The organism is Glycocaulis sp. (assembly GCF_050485565.1).
Taxonomy (GTDB): domain Bacteria; phylum Pseudomonadota; class Alphaproteobacteria; order Caulobacterales; family Maricaulaceae; genus Glycocaulis.
Genome location: NZ_JBJHBQ010000015.1, coordinates 1 through 16,630 on the forward strand (window position 1 = coordinate 1; position 16,630 = coordinate 16,630).

A 16,630-nucleotide genomic window follows, 5' to 3' on the forward strand; every position below is an offset into this window, starting at 1 on the left:
GCCAGGAAGGCAAGGGCGGGAATGGCAACCGCCAGCGTCCACAGATTGGCCTCGCCAATGGTCGTGACGAGGCTTGCGGCGATCTCCACGCCCGTATGTCCGCCCGCCCCGGTGCCGAGAACATGGCGCATCTGCCCGGCCGCGATGAGAAGTCCCGCTGCGGTAATGAAGCCGGAAATGACCGGGTGGGAGAGGAAATTGGCGATAAAGCCCAGCCGGAACAGACCCATCGCCACCAGGATCACGCCCGACAGCACGGCGAGTGTCAGCGCGGCAGTGATATAGCCCATGCTGCCTTCATCGGCGACGCGGCCCACGGCCACCGCCGTCATCAGCGATATGACCGCCACCGGCCCGACGGCGAGCGTTCGGCCCGTCCCGAAGATCGCATAGAGCACGAGCGGTGCCATGGAGGCGTAAAGCCCGGTCTCGGGCGGCAGTCCGGCCAGCATGGCATAGGCCAGCGATTGCGGGATCAGCATGATGGTGACGATCACCGCCGCCATCAGGTCGCTGACAAGCGTTTCGCGCCGGTATTCCCGGCCCCATTCCAGAATGGGCAGATAGCGCGAGAGCTTCACCGGCGCTGGTCCTTACGCATTGTCGCCATGGCGCGCGGCGAGCGCCGGGGCCAGCGGGGCAAGATCATAGCCCGCGCGCGCGCCGGCCTCGATGAGGGCGGCTGGTTCGGCTTTGCGCGCCTGCGAGAGCGCCCACAGGCAGGTGGAGCGCGTGCCGGACCGGCAATAGGCCATCACCTTGCCATCCGCGCCCTCCAGCGCGTCTGCAAAGGCGGAAATGGCACTATCGGGGAACTGCCCGCCAGAGACAGGGATATGGTGGAAGGCGATGCCCGCTTCCTTCGCCGCCGCCTGCAATTCTGACAGAGCCGGCTGGCCCGGCTCCTCACCATCGGGCCGGTTGCAGATCACGGTCGTGTAGCCTTCAGCGGCGAGCGCGCGGATCTCGTCTGCGCTCATCTGGCCTGTAACCGAAACCTTAGGCGTGAGGGTTTTATGGGGCATGGGAGGGTCCTTGGAAGGGGTGTGGCAAGTAGCGAGGGCGTGGTTTCTCCCCCCGCGAGCGGGCGGGGTGAGAAGCGAAGCTTCGAACGACCGAAGGGCCGAGGGGGGGGATTTCACAATAACTCCCCCCTCCGCCTTCTGCGAAGGCACCTCCCCCGTGAACGGGGGAGGAAAGAACTCCTAAAGCGCATCCACCGGGATTTTGAGATAGGTGGTGCCATTATCCTCCGCTGGCGGCATATGCCCTGCGCGCATATTCACCTGCACACTCGGCAGGATCAGGACCGGCATGGCAAGCGTTGCGTCACGTGTTGTTCGCATCTTCACGAACTCTTCCTCCGAAACGCCTTCGTGAACATGGATATTGGCGCGCTTCTGCTCGCCCACACTCGTCTCCCATTCGAACGTGTCGCGGCCCGGCGCCTTGTAGTCATGGCACAGGAACATGCGCGTCTCATCCGGCAGGGCGTAAATTTTCTGGATCGAGCGATAGAGCGTGGCGGCACTGCCGCCGGGGAAATCGCACCGCGCCGTGCCATAGTCGGGCATGAACAGCGTATCGCCGACAAAGGCCGCATCCCCGATCACATAGGTCATGCAGGCGGGTGTGTGGCCCGGCGTATGGATGGCGCGTACATCGATATTGCCCAGCTTGAATGTGTCGCCATCCTCGACCAGCCGGTCGAACTGGGAGCCGTCGCGCTGGAACTCGGTCCCGGCATTGAACACCTTGCCGAACACATCCTGCACGGTGCGGATGTTTGATCCGATGGCGAGAGTCCCGCCCAGCTTCTCTTTCAGATAGGGCGCAGCGGAGAGATGATCGGCATGGACATGGGTTTCCAAAAGCCATTGCACCTCAAAGCCCTGCGCCTTCACATAGGCGATGATGGCATCAGCGCTGTCGCGTGAAGTGCGGCCGGACTTGGGATCGTAGTCGAGTACCGAATCGACAATGGCTGCCTTCTTCGTCGCCGGGTCGGAGACGACATAGCTGACCGTATTGGTCGGCTCGTCGAAAAACGCTTTCACGTCAGGAATGCCGGTCATCATACAATTTCCTTCTGCGGGGTATTGGCCGCCTCTGGCACCGGAGCGAACGCATCGCACAGGGCGCGCATCACGGCGAGGATGCGCGGGTCTTTGAGGGAATAGAATATCTGTTTGGACTGACGGCGCGTGGAGACGATGCCTTCGGCGCGCAGCCGCGCCAGATCACGCGAGAGATTGGGCTGGGCGACGCCGGTACGCGCCTCGATCTGCGAGACCGAAAGCTCGCCGTTCGCCAGCTCGCACGTTACCAGCAGCCTGTTGGGATGGGAGAGCAGCTTTAGCAGCCCTGCCACCTCATCGGCGCGGGCGCGCACCATCTCCAGATCAAGACCTGCCTGCATGGCCAAGCTCCGTTCCTCGTTCCCCTTAAACGAACATTTTTCACGCCGGGGCTTGCGTTGCGATCACATATATATCATTTTCGATAAATGACAAGTGTTGGGCGGCGAAATCTCGCCGTCCCTGCAACAGGACAACAGGAATGATGGATACAGCAACCGCCTTCACGCCCCTTTCCGCGCTAGCGGGCGGGGTATTGATCGGGCTGTCAGCGGTCATGCTGATGGCGCTCAATGGCCGTATCGCCGGTGTCGCAGGCATTGTCGGTGGTCTGCTCGGCCCGGCACCATTCAACGCGCTGGACCGCTACTGGCGGCTGGCCTTCGTGGCCGGTCTGGTTATCGCGCCAGCCCTCTGGTTTGCGGCGACGGGCGCGATGCCGGAAGTGGCCGTCACCGATAGCTGGCCGCTTCTGATCGTCGCCGGGCTGATCGTGGGCGTCGGCACGCAGATCGGTTCAGGCTGCACATCTGGCCACGGCGTATGCGGGCTGGCCCGGCTCTCGCCGCGTTCTGCCGTGGCGACCGGCGTCTTCATGGCGGCCGCGCTTCTCACCGTCTTTGTCACCAGACATCTTGTATAGGACGAGAACCATGACAGCTGTTCTTTCCGCCCTTGGTGCCGGTCTTGTTTTCGGCCTCGGCCTCATCGTCTCCGGCATGGTCAATCCGGCCAAAGTGCTAAACTTTCTTGATATAGCGGGCCAGTGGGATCCCAGCCTTGCCTTCGTGATGGCGGGCGCAGCCGGCACGGTCTTTATCGGCTACCGTTTCGTCCTCAAACGTCCGGCCCCGCTCTTTGCCGACCGCTTCAACGTGCCGACGGCGACGAAGCTGGATGCCCGCCTGATTGGCGGGGCGGCCATGTTCGGCGTCGGCTGGGGGCTGGTCGGCTTCTGTCCGGGACCGGCTTTGACCGCGCTCGGCACCGGTGCGATGCCCGCACTGGTCTTCGCGGCGGCCATGCTGGCCGGGATGGCGGGCTGGCGCTGGCTGGTGCGCGATTAATCACAAACCCCCTCTCGCCCTTCCTCGCGGTGCGCGCTAGGTTTCCTTTTGAAAGCCAGCTCTGCCCGCGAGGACGCCCATGCCTCTTGCCGTTATCCTGATCGTCAATTTTCTTGTGATTGCTGCCGTGTTTGCGGGGCTGTGGCTGTGGAGCCGCAGAATCAAGGACCCCAGCTTTGTCGATGCCTTCTGGGCATTCGGCATGGTCATCCTTGCCCTGACAACCTTCATCATGGCCGGTGATGGCTGGCTGGAGCGCAAGCTGATCCTGGCGGGCCTGACGATTGCCTGGGGTATGCGCCTTGGCCTGCACCTCTTCCATCGCTGGGGGCGGGAAGGGCCGGACAAGCGCTACAAGGCGCTCATTGGACGCCTGCAGGACAAGCGCGGCTGGAATTATGACAAGGCAACGGGGCTCGCCGTTTTCGGGCCGCAGGCCATACTGCTCTTCATCGTCTGCCTGCCGGTCCAGCTTGGCCAGATCAGCGCCGAGCCTGTGGGATTTGGCATTATCGCCCTTCTGGGCTTTGCGCTGGCCGTGTTTGGTATCGCCTATGAAGCCATTGCCGACTGGCAGCTTTCGGTGTTCAGGGAAAACCCGGCCAGCAAGGGCAAGGTGATGGATCAGGGCCTGTGGGCCTGGTCGCGCCACCCCAATTATTTCGGCGAGATATGCACCTGGTGGGGCATCTGGCTGATTGCGGCGGAAACGGCTCTGGGCTTCTGGTCCTTCATCGGCCCGGCCTTCCTCACCTTCACGCTGCTGCGCTGGTCAGGCGTGCCGCTGCTTGAAAAGGGCATGAAGACATCGCGTCCGGGCTATGCGGACTACGCCGCACGCACCAGCGCGATCATTCCCTGGCCGCCCAAGGCGCGAGCCAGCGACGAGCCGGTGATCGATGATGAGGATGATGACACGACCGAATATGACAGCGCGGTGTGAAGGCCCGCTTTAGTAGTCCCGGCGCCGGTCCTCGCCGTTTTCATCGCTTAGGTCCGGCGCGCGTATGGCCAGCGCTGCCGCGATAACGTCCGCCCCGGCGCGCATTTCCTCGACAATCTCTGCGTCCGGCGTGACGGTGCGGGTCACTTCCGCGCGCAGGCTGACAGGACAGATCATCCAGCCTGCACAGACCAGTATCGCCGCTACCAGACCGAAGACGATGCGCATGGTTGCCTCCCCAGACCCCATTCACCGGGAAGGCTAACATTACTTCGCCGTAATGTTGAAGCAGAAAATGAGCGTTCAGGCCGCTTCGCGTCCCAGGCCGTCCAGCAATTTGGGTTCGGCGCTCTGGCGCTCCAGCCCCTCCACCGCCTTGAGCAGCAGTTTCAGGCTTTCCTGCAAGCCATTGGCGATTAGGGCGGCGGACGCATCATTACGCGTCAGGGCCAGCTCCAGCCGGTCGGCATCGGGCAGGCGCGCGGTTGCAAGGTCAATCCGCTCGGCGGCCCCTTCAACCCGGCCGGCCGCTTCTGAAATGCCTGATTCCAGTCTTTGCGCGAGCGTATCCAGCTCCGAGCGGAAACTGCCCAGCGCGTCCTTCACATCCACGCCCTGCAGGCTGGTGGCAATCTCGCGCATATCGGCGCGGAAGGCTGCCAGCTCCTCTTGCAGCGCGCCTGCGCTTTCAGGTGCGCCTTGAGGATCGGCGTCGGCGCTGGCCGCTTGTGTCTCTGCGGTGTCCTGCGCAAGGGCGGGGACATAGGCTTCGCCTTCATCCTCGTCCTCGACCGGGATCTCCACCAGCACGGCCTGACCGCGCAAATGCGACGGCCCGGTACCGAAAAGTGTTGTCTCCAGCTCCGCGCGCACCTTTTCCATCTCGGCCATTTTCTGCGAGGCGGAAACCAGCATCCAGCGCAGGGGCGCGGTGCGGGTGGCGCGGGTCGATCTAGCATCAAACCGCGTCAGATAGAGCCGGACAAAGCTGTCGATATGCTCGGCCAGCGCGGTGTCCTGCGCAGGATCGCGATTGGGCGGCAGGGACAGGCGCAAGGCATAGGCATGCTCGCCAGCGCGGGGCTCGATGCGGTCGGGGCTGGTAATCAGCATGGCGGGAATCCTTCCGGCTTGCCCGCCATCTCGCGCTGATTGCGTTTATGACACGTTAACCTTTCAGCGCTGGCACTGGTTTTGGCGCGCGGATACCGAAGAACAGAGCGTAGAGCACAGGCGCTGCCACCAGGGTCAGCACCGTGGCAAAGGCCAGTCCGCCAATGATGGTGACCGCCATGCCCTGGAAGAAGGCGTCGGCAATCAGCGGCATCATGCCCAGGATGGTCGTCGCCGAGGCGAGGAAGACCGGGCGCAGGCGGCTCACCGAGCCTTCGCGTACCGCCTCGAACGGATCAATGCCGGCGGCCACGCGCTGATCGAGCTCGTCCACCAGCACGATGGCATTCTTGATCAGCATGCCAGAGAGCGACAGGAAGCCCAGCAATGCGGTGAAGGAGAAGGCGATATTGGTTATCAGCAAACCGGCCGTAACCCCGCAAATGCTCATCGGCACAATCGCCCAGATAATGAGCGGCTGGCGCACTTTCTGGAACAGGAGGAAGCTGACCACCAGCATCACGATCAGGCTGATCGGCAGCACCTGGCCTAGCGACTCGTTGGCTTCCTGATTGGCTTCGATCTCGCCGCCCCATTGCACTGAATAGCCCCGTGGCAGGTCGATAGAGTTGATGACGCCGGAAAAGCGCCCGAACGCGGAAGCCGCGGTTTCGCCTTCTGGCGGGTTGGCCTGCACGGTCAGCGTGCGCACCCGGTCGCGCCGCCGGATCAGCGTGTCACGCGCCACCAGCTCGAAGCGTTCGACGGCCTGTGTGATCGGCACATAGGTGTTCTGTGACGGGCTCCAGATCAGCCGGTCTTCCAGCGCGGACGGGTTTTCCCGCTCGGCCTGCGGCGCGCGTGCGATGATCGGGATCAGCAGATCGCCCTCCCGATAGAGGCCCACTCGCGTGCCTTCCGTGGCAAAATGCAGGGCCTCGCCGATATCCTCGCGGGTGACGCCGGTAGTGCGCGCGCGATCGGCAGAGATAACCGGTTCGAGCATCAGCTCCCGGTTGCGCCAGCTATGGCGCACATCGGTAAGCGTTCCCGTGTCGGCAAGCCGGGTCACCGCTTCCTCGCCCAGCGCCCGCAATATGTCGGCGTCAGGCCCGGAGAAGCGCGCTTCCAGCCGCGCCCCGGCGGGGGGACCGAACACGATGCGCTCACCGCGCACCTCTGCTTCGGGGAGGGTTTCCGTGATATGGCTGACAATGCGCTCTGACAGGGCCGGTATCACATCCGTGGAATGGGCGCGGACCACCAGCTGGCCATAGGCGGCATTGGGCTGCTCGGAGGAATAGGTCAGCATGAAGCGCGTGCCGCCCCGGCCGACAAATGTGGTGACGCCCTGCGTTTCGGGTTGAACCAGCACATAGCTGGCCGCCTGGCGCACAGCCCGGTCGGTCGCAAGAATATCGGTACCCTGAGGTAGCTCGATATTGACGTAGAAGAGCGGGGTGTCGGAGTCCGGGAAGAAGGCCGCCCGCACAAAGCCGAACGCCCAGAAGCTGGCAATGGTTATGGTTATCAGCGCCATCAGCGTCATCCAGCGCCGGCGCAGCGCGCCCGTCAGGATCGTGCGGTAGGCCGTGTAGGTGCGCCCGCCATAGGGATCGGGCTTTGACCCACGTTCAGACTTGAACAGCGCAAAGGCGATCATCGGCGAGACGGTGATGGCCAGCAGCCAGGACAGTCCCAGCGATATGCCGATGACGGCGAACATGGAGAACATGAATTCGCCGGTGGAATCCTGTGACAGGCCCATGCCGGAAAAGGCCATGATGCCGATAATGGTCGCGCCCAGCAGCGGGAACTGCGTGGTCTTCACCGCCCGCTCGGCGGCGATCTGGCGGCGCACGCCGCGCTGCACATCGACCTGCATGCTCTCGGTGACGACGATCGCATTATCCACCAGCATGCCCATGGCGATGATGAGCGCGCCCAGCGAGATGCGCTGCATGGTGATGTCGAAGGCCGACATGAAGAAGATCGTGCCCAGCACGGTCAGCAGCAGGGTTGCCCCCACCGTCACCCCGGCCCGCCAGCCCATGAACACGCACAGCATCACGATCACGATGCCCAGCGACATGGCGAGATTTACCAGAAAGCCGCGGATCGCCTGATCAACCACGACATGCTGCTCGTAGATCGGGTTTAGCTCGACCCCGACCGGCAGGTCTGCTTCCAGCTGGCGCAGGCGCTCTTCCACCCGGCGGCCGACATCGACGATGTTGGCGTCCGGCAGGGCGGCAATGCCCAGCGTGAACACCCGCTCGCCATTGTGGTAGGCATAGAAACTTTCCCGCTCCAGCGGCGCGCGGCTGACGGTGGCGATATCGGACAGGCGCAGCACGCCGCCCGAGGCGCGCGGCGCGATAAGAATGTTCTCAAGGGCTGCAATACCGTCCACGCGCTGCGGCACGGTCACGCGCAACAGGCGGTCACCGGCGGGCGTTTCGCCTGCCGGCACAACGGCATTCTCATTGCTCACCGCCTGCAGGACAGCGTCGAAAGGCAGGCCCAGCCGGGCAAGCTGCTCCTGGGCAATCTCGATATAGATGCGCTCATCGGGAAGACCGGCCACCTCGACGCGCGAGACGCCGCGCACGACCAGCAGCTCGCGGCGCAGATTGCGCGCCATGTCGCGCCATTCCCGGTCTGAATAGCCCGGTGCCGTCACCGCATAGAGAATGCCGTACACATCAGCAAAATCATCGACCACTTGCGGGTCGGCCACGCCCGGAGGCAGGCCCGCCGACGCATCGCGCACGCGCTTTCTCAGCTCATCCCAGACCTGGGGCAGCTGATGGCCCAGAATATCGTCGCGGATGGAGACCTGTATCTCCGACATGCCCGGCATGGATTTGGAGGTGACGCGGTCGAGCTGGCCCATCTGCTGGAGGGCGGCCTCCAGCAGCTCTGTCACCTCGGCCTCCACCTCTTCGGCGGTCGCGCCCGGATAGGCGGTGAAGATGATGGCTTCCTTGATGGTGAAGTCCGGGTCTTCCAGCTGGCCGACCGTGTTGAACCCCCACAGGCCGCCAAGCAGGCAGGCGAGGATTATCAACCAGCTGATGACCGGCTTCTCGATGGAGATACGCGCCAGGTTGAATGCATCATCGGTACGCGCCGGTTCTTCCGGCGCGGGCTGCGTGGTGTCCGTCATGGTATTGATCCTGCCTAACGCGCAGCGCCATTATGGGCGACGGCCCCTGAAGGCACCATGGGGCGCACCCGCATGCCTTCGCTCAGCCCGCTCACGCCGGCGGTGACGATCTGCTCGCCTGCCTGCACGCCGTCGAGTACCAGCACCGAGCTGCCCTCAACGCCGCGTGTGCGCACGGGCCGCGCCACAACCTCGCTGGTCTCGGGATTGAACACCCAGACCTGAAACCCGCCATCGGGCAGTGCCGAGAGCGCCGTCACGGGGATGCGTACCGCATCGCCGCCGGGCATGTTTTCCTGATCGAGCTGGACGCGGACATTCACCGTCATCCCCGGCAGGATATTGCCCGGTATGCCGGGGGGCAGCGCAAACATCACCTTATAGGTCTGTGAGGCCGCATCGGCTTCGGCGATAAGCTCACGAAACTCCAGCGGGAAATCCTGGTCGGCCAGGAAGGGAAAGCGCGCGCTGATCGCGTAGCTGCCGGGCGCTTCCAGCGTCCCGATCAGGCTTTCAGGCACCGCGATGGCCACGCGCAGCTCGGACAGATCCTGCAGGCGGGCGACCGGCTGACCGGCGCTCAGCGTGGTGAAATTGTCCACCAGACGGCGGCTGAGAAGCCCGGTAAAGGGCGCCTCGATCGTGGCATAGGCCAGGTTCTGACGCATCGTATCGAGCGCCACCGAGCGCAGCTCGAAGGCGGTACGCGCATCTTCCAGTGCTGCATCAGACGCGATCCCGCGCTCATGCAGTGTCTGCTGGCGCTCCAGATGGGTGCGCGCCTGCTGCAGCTGGACGCGTGCCTCGCGCAGCGCGCGCTCATAGTCCTGGTCTTCCAGGCGGGCGATCAGCGTGCCTTCCTCGACCATCTGCCCTTCAGCAATGGCAAATTCGGCCAGCCGCCCGGACACCTGGAACGCCAGATCGACCGTGTAGCGGGCCTCGACCCGGCCAACAAACTCGCGCCGGGCAAGCCCGGTCGGTGCGGCAACGGTCTCGATGCGCGCGGTGCGCAGCGTCTCTTCAGGCGTGGCGGCAACATCAGAGCAGGCCGCCAGCAGCGTGGCGGCCAGCACTGTGGCTGTGGGGAGGAGAAAGAGCGTCTTCATGACTTGGGCTCCGAAATGAGTTCGACCAGCCGGGCCTCTACGCGGGCCCGTTCATCAGGGGAAAGAAAGTCCATGCCGAGCAGATCGGCGAAATGCAGCCCGTCCACCGCGAGGAAAACGATACGGGCGAGATCGGGATCGGCGGCGCTGGCGAGGAGATCGTCGCGCATCTGCGTCATCAGCCCGCGCACCGGGTCCAGCAATTCAGGGTGCTCGGCGGCGGCCGCCAAAAGGCCCATCATGAATTTCTGGCTATGGGGCTCTTTCTCGCAGGCCGTGCGGATCAGCGCCGAAAGCTCTGACTGTCCTTGCTCGCGCGCGTCCTTGCGGGCCAGCTCCACATCGCAATGCGCGGCATCGACAATGCGCGCGACCATGCCCTTGATAAGGTCCAGCTTGGAGGGAAAGTTGTAGAGCACGCCGCCCTTGGAAAACCCGCTTTCACGTACCACCGCGTCAATGGTCAGCCGTCCGGCGCCATCGCGTTCAACCACGCGCTCTGCGGCGTCCAGAATGACGTCGCGGGCGGAGCTTCTGGCTTCCTTGGTCTGTGTTTTTGCCACGGGCGTGTCTCGGTTAAGGCGGTGAATCTGGTCCATCCAGACGGTATGCTGCAGTGCAACGAGGCCGGGGGAGCTTATTGTGCAGCGCATCTATACCGTCTGGACGGTTTTGTCTATTTAGCGCGCCGGACTGCCCTGTGCAATGGGTCATCGGAAGATTTTGATGTCGCCACTGATACTGGCCGGGCGGGGGGCGGCCGCGATGGCGATTGCCCTGCCGGATGCAGGCGCGCGCGGCGCACCCTAGGCGCAATGCTCCCTCAGTCGTATTCGCGCCGCCAGGTCAGGGCGACGCCGGTATCACCGTCCGGCGCGATGCGTGACAACAGGGTCAGGTTCTGCGTCAGCGCCCATTCAATGCGGGTTGTCGCTGCGGCAGACCCGCCACCGGACTCCAGCTCCAGATACACATCTTCGGTGAGATAGCGCCCGCCAGAGACCACCGTTTCACCGGTACGCGTGGTGCTCACCGAGAGCTGGTCCAGACCCAGACCGCTGCGCAAGGCACCAAACGGGTCAAACCCGCCGCCCGTCGACATGCTGGCAACCGCGCCGGCAAGCTGGGCTGCCTGCACTCCGCTCAGCTGTCCGGCACCCTGATCGAACAGCAGGCGCGACGCGATCTCGTCCTGTGGCAGGCTGGGGGTGGAAGCCAGCGTGATTTCCGGCGCGCGCACGGTGCCGCCTACGCGGATCTCGGCGGTTATCTCGCGGGCCTGACGGGCAGCGACCAGATTTATCGCCGCCTCCATCGGATCGCCTGCAAAGACGACAGAGCCCGAGCGCATCTCGAAGGGCCGGCCCAGCAGATCGGCCCGCCCGCGCAGCAGCGTAGCACGGCCCCTGAGCTGCACATCGTCGATCGGCCCGCGCGCCGTCACATCCATCGACCATTCAGAATCAAATTGCGGACCGCGCACGAATATCCGCCCCGGCGCGTGTATGCGGTAGCTCAGAACGATCTGCGGGCCTGCCCGGTGCACGGCCGTTTCCTCGCGCGCGCCTGCGGCATTTATGTGGACAACCTCCACCAGCGCAATCGCCGGCCGGCTGGCTTCAGGCGGACGCACCTCGGCGCGCGACAGGCGTGTCTCGCCGCCTATCTCGATACGGTTTTCACTGACGGCAAATGTTACATTGCCGCCGCCGACAGCCGTCAGGTCCGGGCGTTCAATAATCAGGAAATCACTGAAATCCAGCGCCGCGCGCCCGTCCAGCCGCGCTCCGGCCAGGCTGAAACTGCCCGTGCCGGTCAGCTCGCCACCATCGGCGCTGCGCGCCCGCAATGTATCGATCTCCAGACCATCCTCGGCAAACCTTGCATCCAGCCGCAGATCGCGCACCGAAATGCCAATCGCCGGATCGTCAAAGCGCCCGTTTTCCAGCACAAGACTGCCATCAAGATCGGGCGCGCCGACACTGCCCGCCAGCACCGCGTTCAGGCGTGCGCTTCCCGAAAGGCTCTGGCCTTCGCCAAGCCGGAAAGCGGCCAGCGTGCCGATCTCGCCAGTCACATTTGCCCGGCCCTGAATCCCGGTGTCCGGCGCTGTAAAGCTCTCCGGCCCGGTCACCGGCCCGGACAGTAATTGCACATCGGCGCTTGCCTCCAGGTTGGAGCCGCGCGCGCGCGCTTCCAGCCGCGCTCCAGCCGCATCCAGGAGCATGGAGAGACTGGCATTGATCGCAATATCGATGCCTTCGGGCTGCTGGTCGGGAGGCGGTGAGATATTCGCCGCTTCCAGCCGGATATTGCCCGTCCAGGCACCGCCCGTCTGCGACAGGGCCACATTGCCTGACAGCGTGCCGCCCACCGGCTCGCGGCCCGAAGGGTGGCTGAGCAGCATGGCCGGGATATTCACCGCATCCAGCGTGATCTCCATGCCGTCACTGCCGGTATTGAGAAGCGCATCCAGCGTTCCCCGGTTCAGCCCGAACGCCAGCCGGGCCTGCGTGCCGTCCGGGCCAAACCGGATACTGGCCGGTTCTCGCGTGGCGACGCGTACACCGCCATAGCGCCCGATAAGGGAGAAGCCGAGTTCTCCGCCTGCATCGCCCGAAACCACGCGGCCATCCATAGACACAAGCGCGCGTGCGCCATACGCGCCTTCGGCCTCCAGCGTGAACGCGATATCCTCCACCGGGCCGTCTGCATCAAACTCGAGCCGGTCCAGATAGGTCAGGTTCTCACCCACCATGTCTTCGGCGCGGATACGCGCGCGCAGATGGCCGTCGGCAAGGCGGAAGGCGATGGCAGCAGACCCGAACCCGTTGACAGGCACCGCGCGCAGCGCCCCACCCATCCGGCTGCCTTCGGCCTGCAGACCGCCTGTGAAGTTGAACGCGCCAAACCGGCCTTCAATGCCGGAAAGGTCCGCGCGTTCGCCCTGGCGTGATGCCCGCCCGCCAATATCCACAGGGCCGGTGCCCGCGTTTCCGGTCAGCCGCCAGGCGCCGTCAAACGCATCAGGCGGGCCTTCACCTTCCAGACGCAGGCGCGCATCGCTGACCACAACCGGGCCTGCCCCGGCGCGCGGCGCGGCAATATCGGCGCGTATGCGCAGCGTGTCATCCCGGTCGCTTGCTTCGAAGGCGAGACTGGCCGTGCCTTCCAGCACCATGGCAGCCAGAGGGGCGCCGCCCGACCATGCCGCCTGCCCGGCCATGTCCCAGCCCTGTTCGTCAGTATGGCCTTGCGCCTCGGCGACAAGATTGGGGGCCTCGATATCAAGCGCCTCCAGCGCCAGTGCGCCGTCGGCGCGGCGCTCCGCCCGTGCGCTGAAGCGGGCTTCACCGCCAATGCGGCTACCCAGATCGCGTCCGAGATTCTGCGCGCGGCCCGTGGCGGCGAGCTGTCCCGACCCGTCAAAGCCCAGCGTCACCTCCGCTGTTCCCGATGCGCGGCCTGACAATTGTTCGGTCAGGCGTTCAATGGCCAGCCCGTCATAGCGCGCCGATAGCGCGATGCGCTCGCGCGCCACATCCACCTCGCCGCTGCCCGCCAGCACAAGGCCGGACGCGCCGTCCAGCTGCGCGGAGATGATGTCCAGCTGCCGCGCTTCATTGTTCCACACCAGCTCGGCCTGAAGCGAGGGTTCTGCCCCGGCGAGTGTCTGCACAATGTCCGGTTCCAGTGCGCTCCCGCGCGTCTGCAGGGCAGATGTGATGCGGATCGTGTCCAGCGGGCCTTCCACGCGCACCGGCCCTGTGGCGCGGGCGATAGTGCCGATGGGAAGCGTGATGCCTTCAGCGCCAATCCTGCCCTCAAAGCTGAGCGGACTGTCCCCGCTGGCCGGTACGAGAATGCCGTCAGCAGCCAGTGATGAGACTTGCGTGGTCTCCGGCAGTAGTGCGTTCACCAGGCCCGCCGCCTCGCGCACCTGCACGGCGATGCCCTCGCCCTGCCGCGCGGCGGTCAATGACAGGCGCGGCGCGCGGATTTCCCCCGACACGGCGTCCAGCTGCGGCGCGGTCACGCCTGCCTCGCCAAGCGGGATTTCGATGGCAAACTCTATATCGCCGCCAATCAGCGCATCGATGTGCTCGAAATTCTCCCAGGCCCGCGCGCTGAACTGGCCGGTTGCGCCCAGCCGCCCGCCTGACCATGCCAGCGTGCTGGTGCCAGCGCGCCTGTCGCCGATGAACAGCACCATGTCTCCGCCGCCCGTATCCGGGGTGCCATCCACGCTGAGGCGCGCGGTTGCGCCGTACGCGTCGGCCTGAAGCAGGCTGGCCAGCGGCCCGCCCGGTTCGGCATCGATATCGGCGCGTAAGGTGATGTCGCCATCGGTGATGAGAGACAGCGCCACGCGGTCTCCGGGGCTGTCGATCCGGTCTGCGTCCAGCTGGGCATTCCAGCGCGTGCCCTGTCCTTGCGCGCGGCCAAGAACCGCAATGAGGGCCGGCTGACCGGCCACGCCTTCGGCCAGTGACAGGGCGTTGATCTCGAAACGCTGAAGGTTCACGCCCAGATCGGGCAGCCCGCCGCCGGGCGGCTGTTCCTCGTGCACGGGCAGGCGCAATACATTGGCGCGCTGTACCGATAGCTCCGCGATATCGAGCCGGTTGGCCAGCAGCGAGGCGGGCGTCCATTCAAACACCGCGTCTTCCAGCTCCAGCCAGACGCCGTCTTCATCAGACAGGGTGATGCGTCTTGCGGTCAGCCGGTCAAACAGATTGCCCTCAAGCCCGGACAGGGACAGCCTGCCATAGCCCGCCACCTGCCGGCCTTCGGCAAGCCTCACCACCAGATCACGGCCCGTCTGGCCGGTCAGGGTGACGACGGCAATGCCGGCCGTCACCACGCTCAGCAGGGTGAGAATACCAAACGTCCAGGCGAAGATCAGGGCGATCAGCCGTATGCGCGAAGAGGAGAGCACAGACATCAGAAGGCCTGCCCGATGCTGATATAGATATGGACAGGAGCATCGCCCGAACGCCGGTTCAGCGGCGCGGCGATATCCACCCGTAAAGGACCAAAGCCGGGATAATAGCGGACCCCGGCCCCGATGCCGAAGCGCATTTCGTCAAAATCCGGCTCGATGGTGGCGCTTGCGACACCGCCATCGACAAAGCCGACAAAGCCAAGCCGCTCCGAATACCGCCAGCGTGCCTCGACGCTGGTTTCAACCAGCGAGCGCCCGCCAAACGGCTCCAGTTCTCCGGTATTCACGCCAATGACGCGCGGGGACAGGGCCTGATAGCCATAGCCGCGCACCGACCCGCCGCCGCCTGCGTAAAACCGCAAATCGGCCGGGACCGACTGCGCATCGACACCAAACAGGCCGCCAACCCGCCCCCTTACGGCAATCAGCATACGCTCGCTAACCGGGAAATAGGTGCGCGCGCCCAGCGCGGCGCGTACATACTGGCTTTGCGTATCGCCGAAGGTTAGACCGGGCCGGATTTCCAGCTCCGCGCCAATGCCCGACCGGGGGTCCAGCACATCATCGCGATCATCATAGGCAAGGCCCAGCGGAAAGGTGACGGAGTTCAGCGTGCGCCGGCCGGTAGCATCCGTGATCCGGGCGACCTGGCCGGACACGCCCGCCGAGGCAAACAGCTGATCGGTCACGGGACGCGATAGCGACACGCGTGCACTAACTGAATCCTGATCGAAGGCGTCGGTGCTCTCCAGTGCCAGCGCCCCGCCCAGCTCAAGCGTCTGCGCGAACCGGCGCCAGTGCGGGAAGACCAGCCGCGCCTCGGCCCCGGTATTGAGTTCCGAGACCCGCCCGATCAGGGTCAGTGTCTGGTCGCGCCGCAATAGATTGCGTCTCGCCCATTCTGCCTCGGCGCCGGCCCCTTCGGTTGTGGCATAACGCGCCGAAAGCTGGAGGCGGTGGCGCGGTGTCGGCTCCATGCGCACGTCAACCGCGCGGATATTGCTGCTATCGTCCTCTGCCGGGGCCAGCCTGGCTTCGGCCAGCGCGACGCTCTCCAGTGCCTGCAGGCGCTGGGTGTAGACATTCAGCTGGCGTGCGCTGACCGGGTCGCCGGGACGGAACGGGGCGATCTGCGCGATATAGTCCTCACGCAGATCAGCCAGACCGCCCGCCAGCTGCGGATCGCCAAAGCGCAGGAACGGTCCGGTGACAAAGCGCATCTCGACCGTAACCGACGCATCGAGATGATCGGCGGTGAAGGCGTGTTCTCCGGCGCGCGCAAGCGGCCAGCCATTATTGCGCAGCGCCTCGGTGATGGTGGCTTCCGCCTCGATGACATCCTGCGCCCGCATGGGCTGGCCGGTGCGCAAGGCCGCCGCCGCGAGAATATCCTCGCCGGGCTGTTCGCCGCCTTCAGGCGTTTCAAAGCGGATATCGAGCGTGCTGATGGTGAAGCGCTCACCAGGGCGCACGCGCACCAGCGGACGCTGGTCGTCATCAAGACGCGGATCGATCAGGGCGGCGAAATAGCCTTGGGAATCCAGATAGCGGCGGATCTGCTCACCAGCATCACGGGCGCGCTCCCGGTTGCGCCAGCGATTGTCCGAGTGGGACGGGGCTTCACCCACTATGCGTGCTATGGCGGCATTGAGTGCCGGATCATCCACGCCTTCGACGCGCGCCAGCGGGACCGCAGACGCTGAAGCGCCTGTCAGTGCAAGCACGCTGGCTGCGAGGAGGATATGCCGGCGGATGGGCAAGATTGCTCTCAATTGTTGTTCCGTTTCGCCTTACCCCAGCACCTTTCACCTTATGGCTTCAAGGCTCTGGCGTCATTACCGGTTGCAGGCTAGCGGGCAATGGCGCGGGCGCACACAAGCTAACCGGAATTTCATGTTTGTGCGCCGCCACGGCTACTGTGCAAACG

At 64.8% G+C, this 16,630-nt stretch carries 14 protein-coding genes; 3 read left to right on the forward strand and 11 right to left on the reverse strand.

From position 1 onward, the window contains the following. The 4 genes from ACQ5ID_RS13355 to ACQ5ID_RS13370 all read right to left on the reverse strand — a co-directional run. Positions 1-581 (reverse strand): SulP family inorganic anion transporter (locus ACQ5ID_RS13355; RefSeq protein ID WP_429912924.1); only part of this gene is annotated, 581 nt, incomplete at its 3' end. Positions 582-593: 12 nt separating this feature from the next. Beyond that, a complete protein-coding gene (locus ACQ5ID_RS13360; RefSeq protein ID WP_429912925.1) occupies positions 594-1,025 on the reverse strand; it encodes a TIGR01244 family sulfur transferase in 432 nt (143 codons plus the stop codon). A 180-nt stretch (positions 1,026-1,205) separates the two neighbouring features. Then, positions 1,206-2,078, reverse strand: coding sequence for an MBL fold metallo-hydrolase (locus tag ACQ5ID_RS13365; protein WP_429912926.1), 873 nt, complete (start codon positions 2,076-2,078; stop codon positions 1,206-1,208). Beyond that, complete coding sequence (locus ACQ5ID_RS13370; RefSeq protein WP_429912927.1) at positions 2,075-2,419, reverse strand: metalloregulator ArsR/SmtB family transcription factor; 345 nt, start codon at positions 2,417-2,419, stop codon at positions 2,075-2,077. Before ACQ5ID_RS13370 ends, ACQ5ID_RS13365 begins: the two co-directional genes overlap by 4 nt. 140 nt (positions 2,420-2,559) lie before the next feature. Between ACQ5ID_RS13370 and ACQ5ID_RS13375 the strand changes: the two genes are divergently transcribed. The 3 genes from ACQ5ID_RS13375 to ACQ5ID_RS13385 all read left to right on the forward strand — a co-directional run bounded on the left by ACQ5ID_RS13375 (position 2,560) and on the right by ACQ5ID_RS13385 (position 4,367). Continuing rightward, a complete protein-coding gene (locus ACQ5ID_RS13375) occupies positions 2,560-3,000 on the forward strand; it encodes a YeeE/YedE family protein (protein ID WP_429912928.1) in 441 nt (146 codons plus the stop codon). Positions 3,001-3,010: 10 nt separating this feature from the next. Then, positions 3,011-3,424 (forward strand): DUF6691 family protein, encoded by a 414-nt coding sequence (locus ACQ5ID_RS13380; protein ID WP_429912929.1) that lies wholly within the window; start codon positions 3,011-3,013, stop codon positions 3,422-3,424. A 79-nt stretch (positions 3,425-3,503) separates the two neighbouring features. Then, positions 3,504-4,367, forward strand: coding sequence for a DUF1295 domain-containing protein (locus ACQ5ID_RS13385; RefSeq protein WP_429912930.1), 864 nt, complete (start codon positions 3,504-3,506; stop codon positions 4,365-4,367). A 9-nt stretch (positions 4,368-4,376) separates the two neighbouring features. On the opposite strand, the gene ACQ5ID_RS13390 is transcribed toward ACQ5ID_RS13385, so the two are convergent. From ACQ5ID_RS13390 to ACQ5ID_RS13420, 7 genes are all read right to left on the reverse strand, one after another. After that, a complete protein-coding gene (locus tag ACQ5ID_RS13390) occupies positions 4,377-4,595 on the reverse strand; it encodes a hypothetical protein (RefSeq protein WP_429912931.1) in 219 nt (72 codons plus the stop codon). A gap of 75 nt (positions 4,596-4,670) precedes the next feature. Beyond that, the gene (locus tag ACQ5ID_RS13395; protein ID WP_429912932.1) at positions 4,671-5,480 is read right to left on the reverse strand and encodes a hypothetical protein; all 810 of its coding nucleotides are present in this window, start codon (positions 5,478-5,480) and stop codon (positions 4,671-4,673) included. 55 nt (positions 5,481-5,535) lie between these two features. Then, on the reverse strand, positions 5,536-8,649 hold the full coding sequence (locus tag ACQ5ID_RS13400) for an efflux RND transporter permease subunit (protein ID WP_429912933.1): 3,114 nt from the start codon (positions 8,647-8,649) through the stop codon (positions 5,536-5,538). A gap of 14 nt (positions 8,650-8,663) precedes the next feature. Next, entirely contained in the window at positions 8,664-9,758 is a 1,095-nt protein-coding gene (locus tag ACQ5ID_RS13405; protein ID WP_429912934.1) for an efflux RND transporter periplasmic adaptor subunit, read from the reverse strand. Beyond that, positions 9,755-10,321 carry a TetR/AcrR family transcriptional regulator gene (locus tag ACQ5ID_RS13410; RefSeq protein WP_429912935.1) on the reverse strand — a complete coding sequence of 189 codons (567 nt, stop codon included), beginning with the start codon at positions 10,319-10,321 and terminating at the stop codon, positions 9,755-9,757. Before ACQ5ID_RS13410 ends, ACQ5ID_RS13405 begins: the two co-directional genes overlap by 4 nt. Before the next feature lie 260 nt (positions 10,322-10,581). Continuing rightward, complete coding sequence (locus ACQ5ID_RS13415; protein ID WP_429912936.1) at positions 10,582-14,703, reverse strand: translocation/assembly module TamB domain-containing protein; 4,122 nt, start codon at positions 14,701-14,703, stop codon at positions 10,582-10,584. Next, positions 14,703-16,475 carry an autotransporter assembly complex protein TamA gene (locus ACQ5ID_RS13420; RefSeq protein WP_429912937.1) on the reverse strand — a complete coding sequence of 591 codons (1,773 nt, stop codon included), beginning with the start codon at positions 16,473-16,475 and terminating at the stop codon, positions 14,703-14,705. Before ACQ5ID_RS13420 ends, ACQ5ID_RS13415 begins: the two co-directional genes overlap by 1 nt. Positions 16,476-16,630 lie beyond the last annotated feature (155 nt).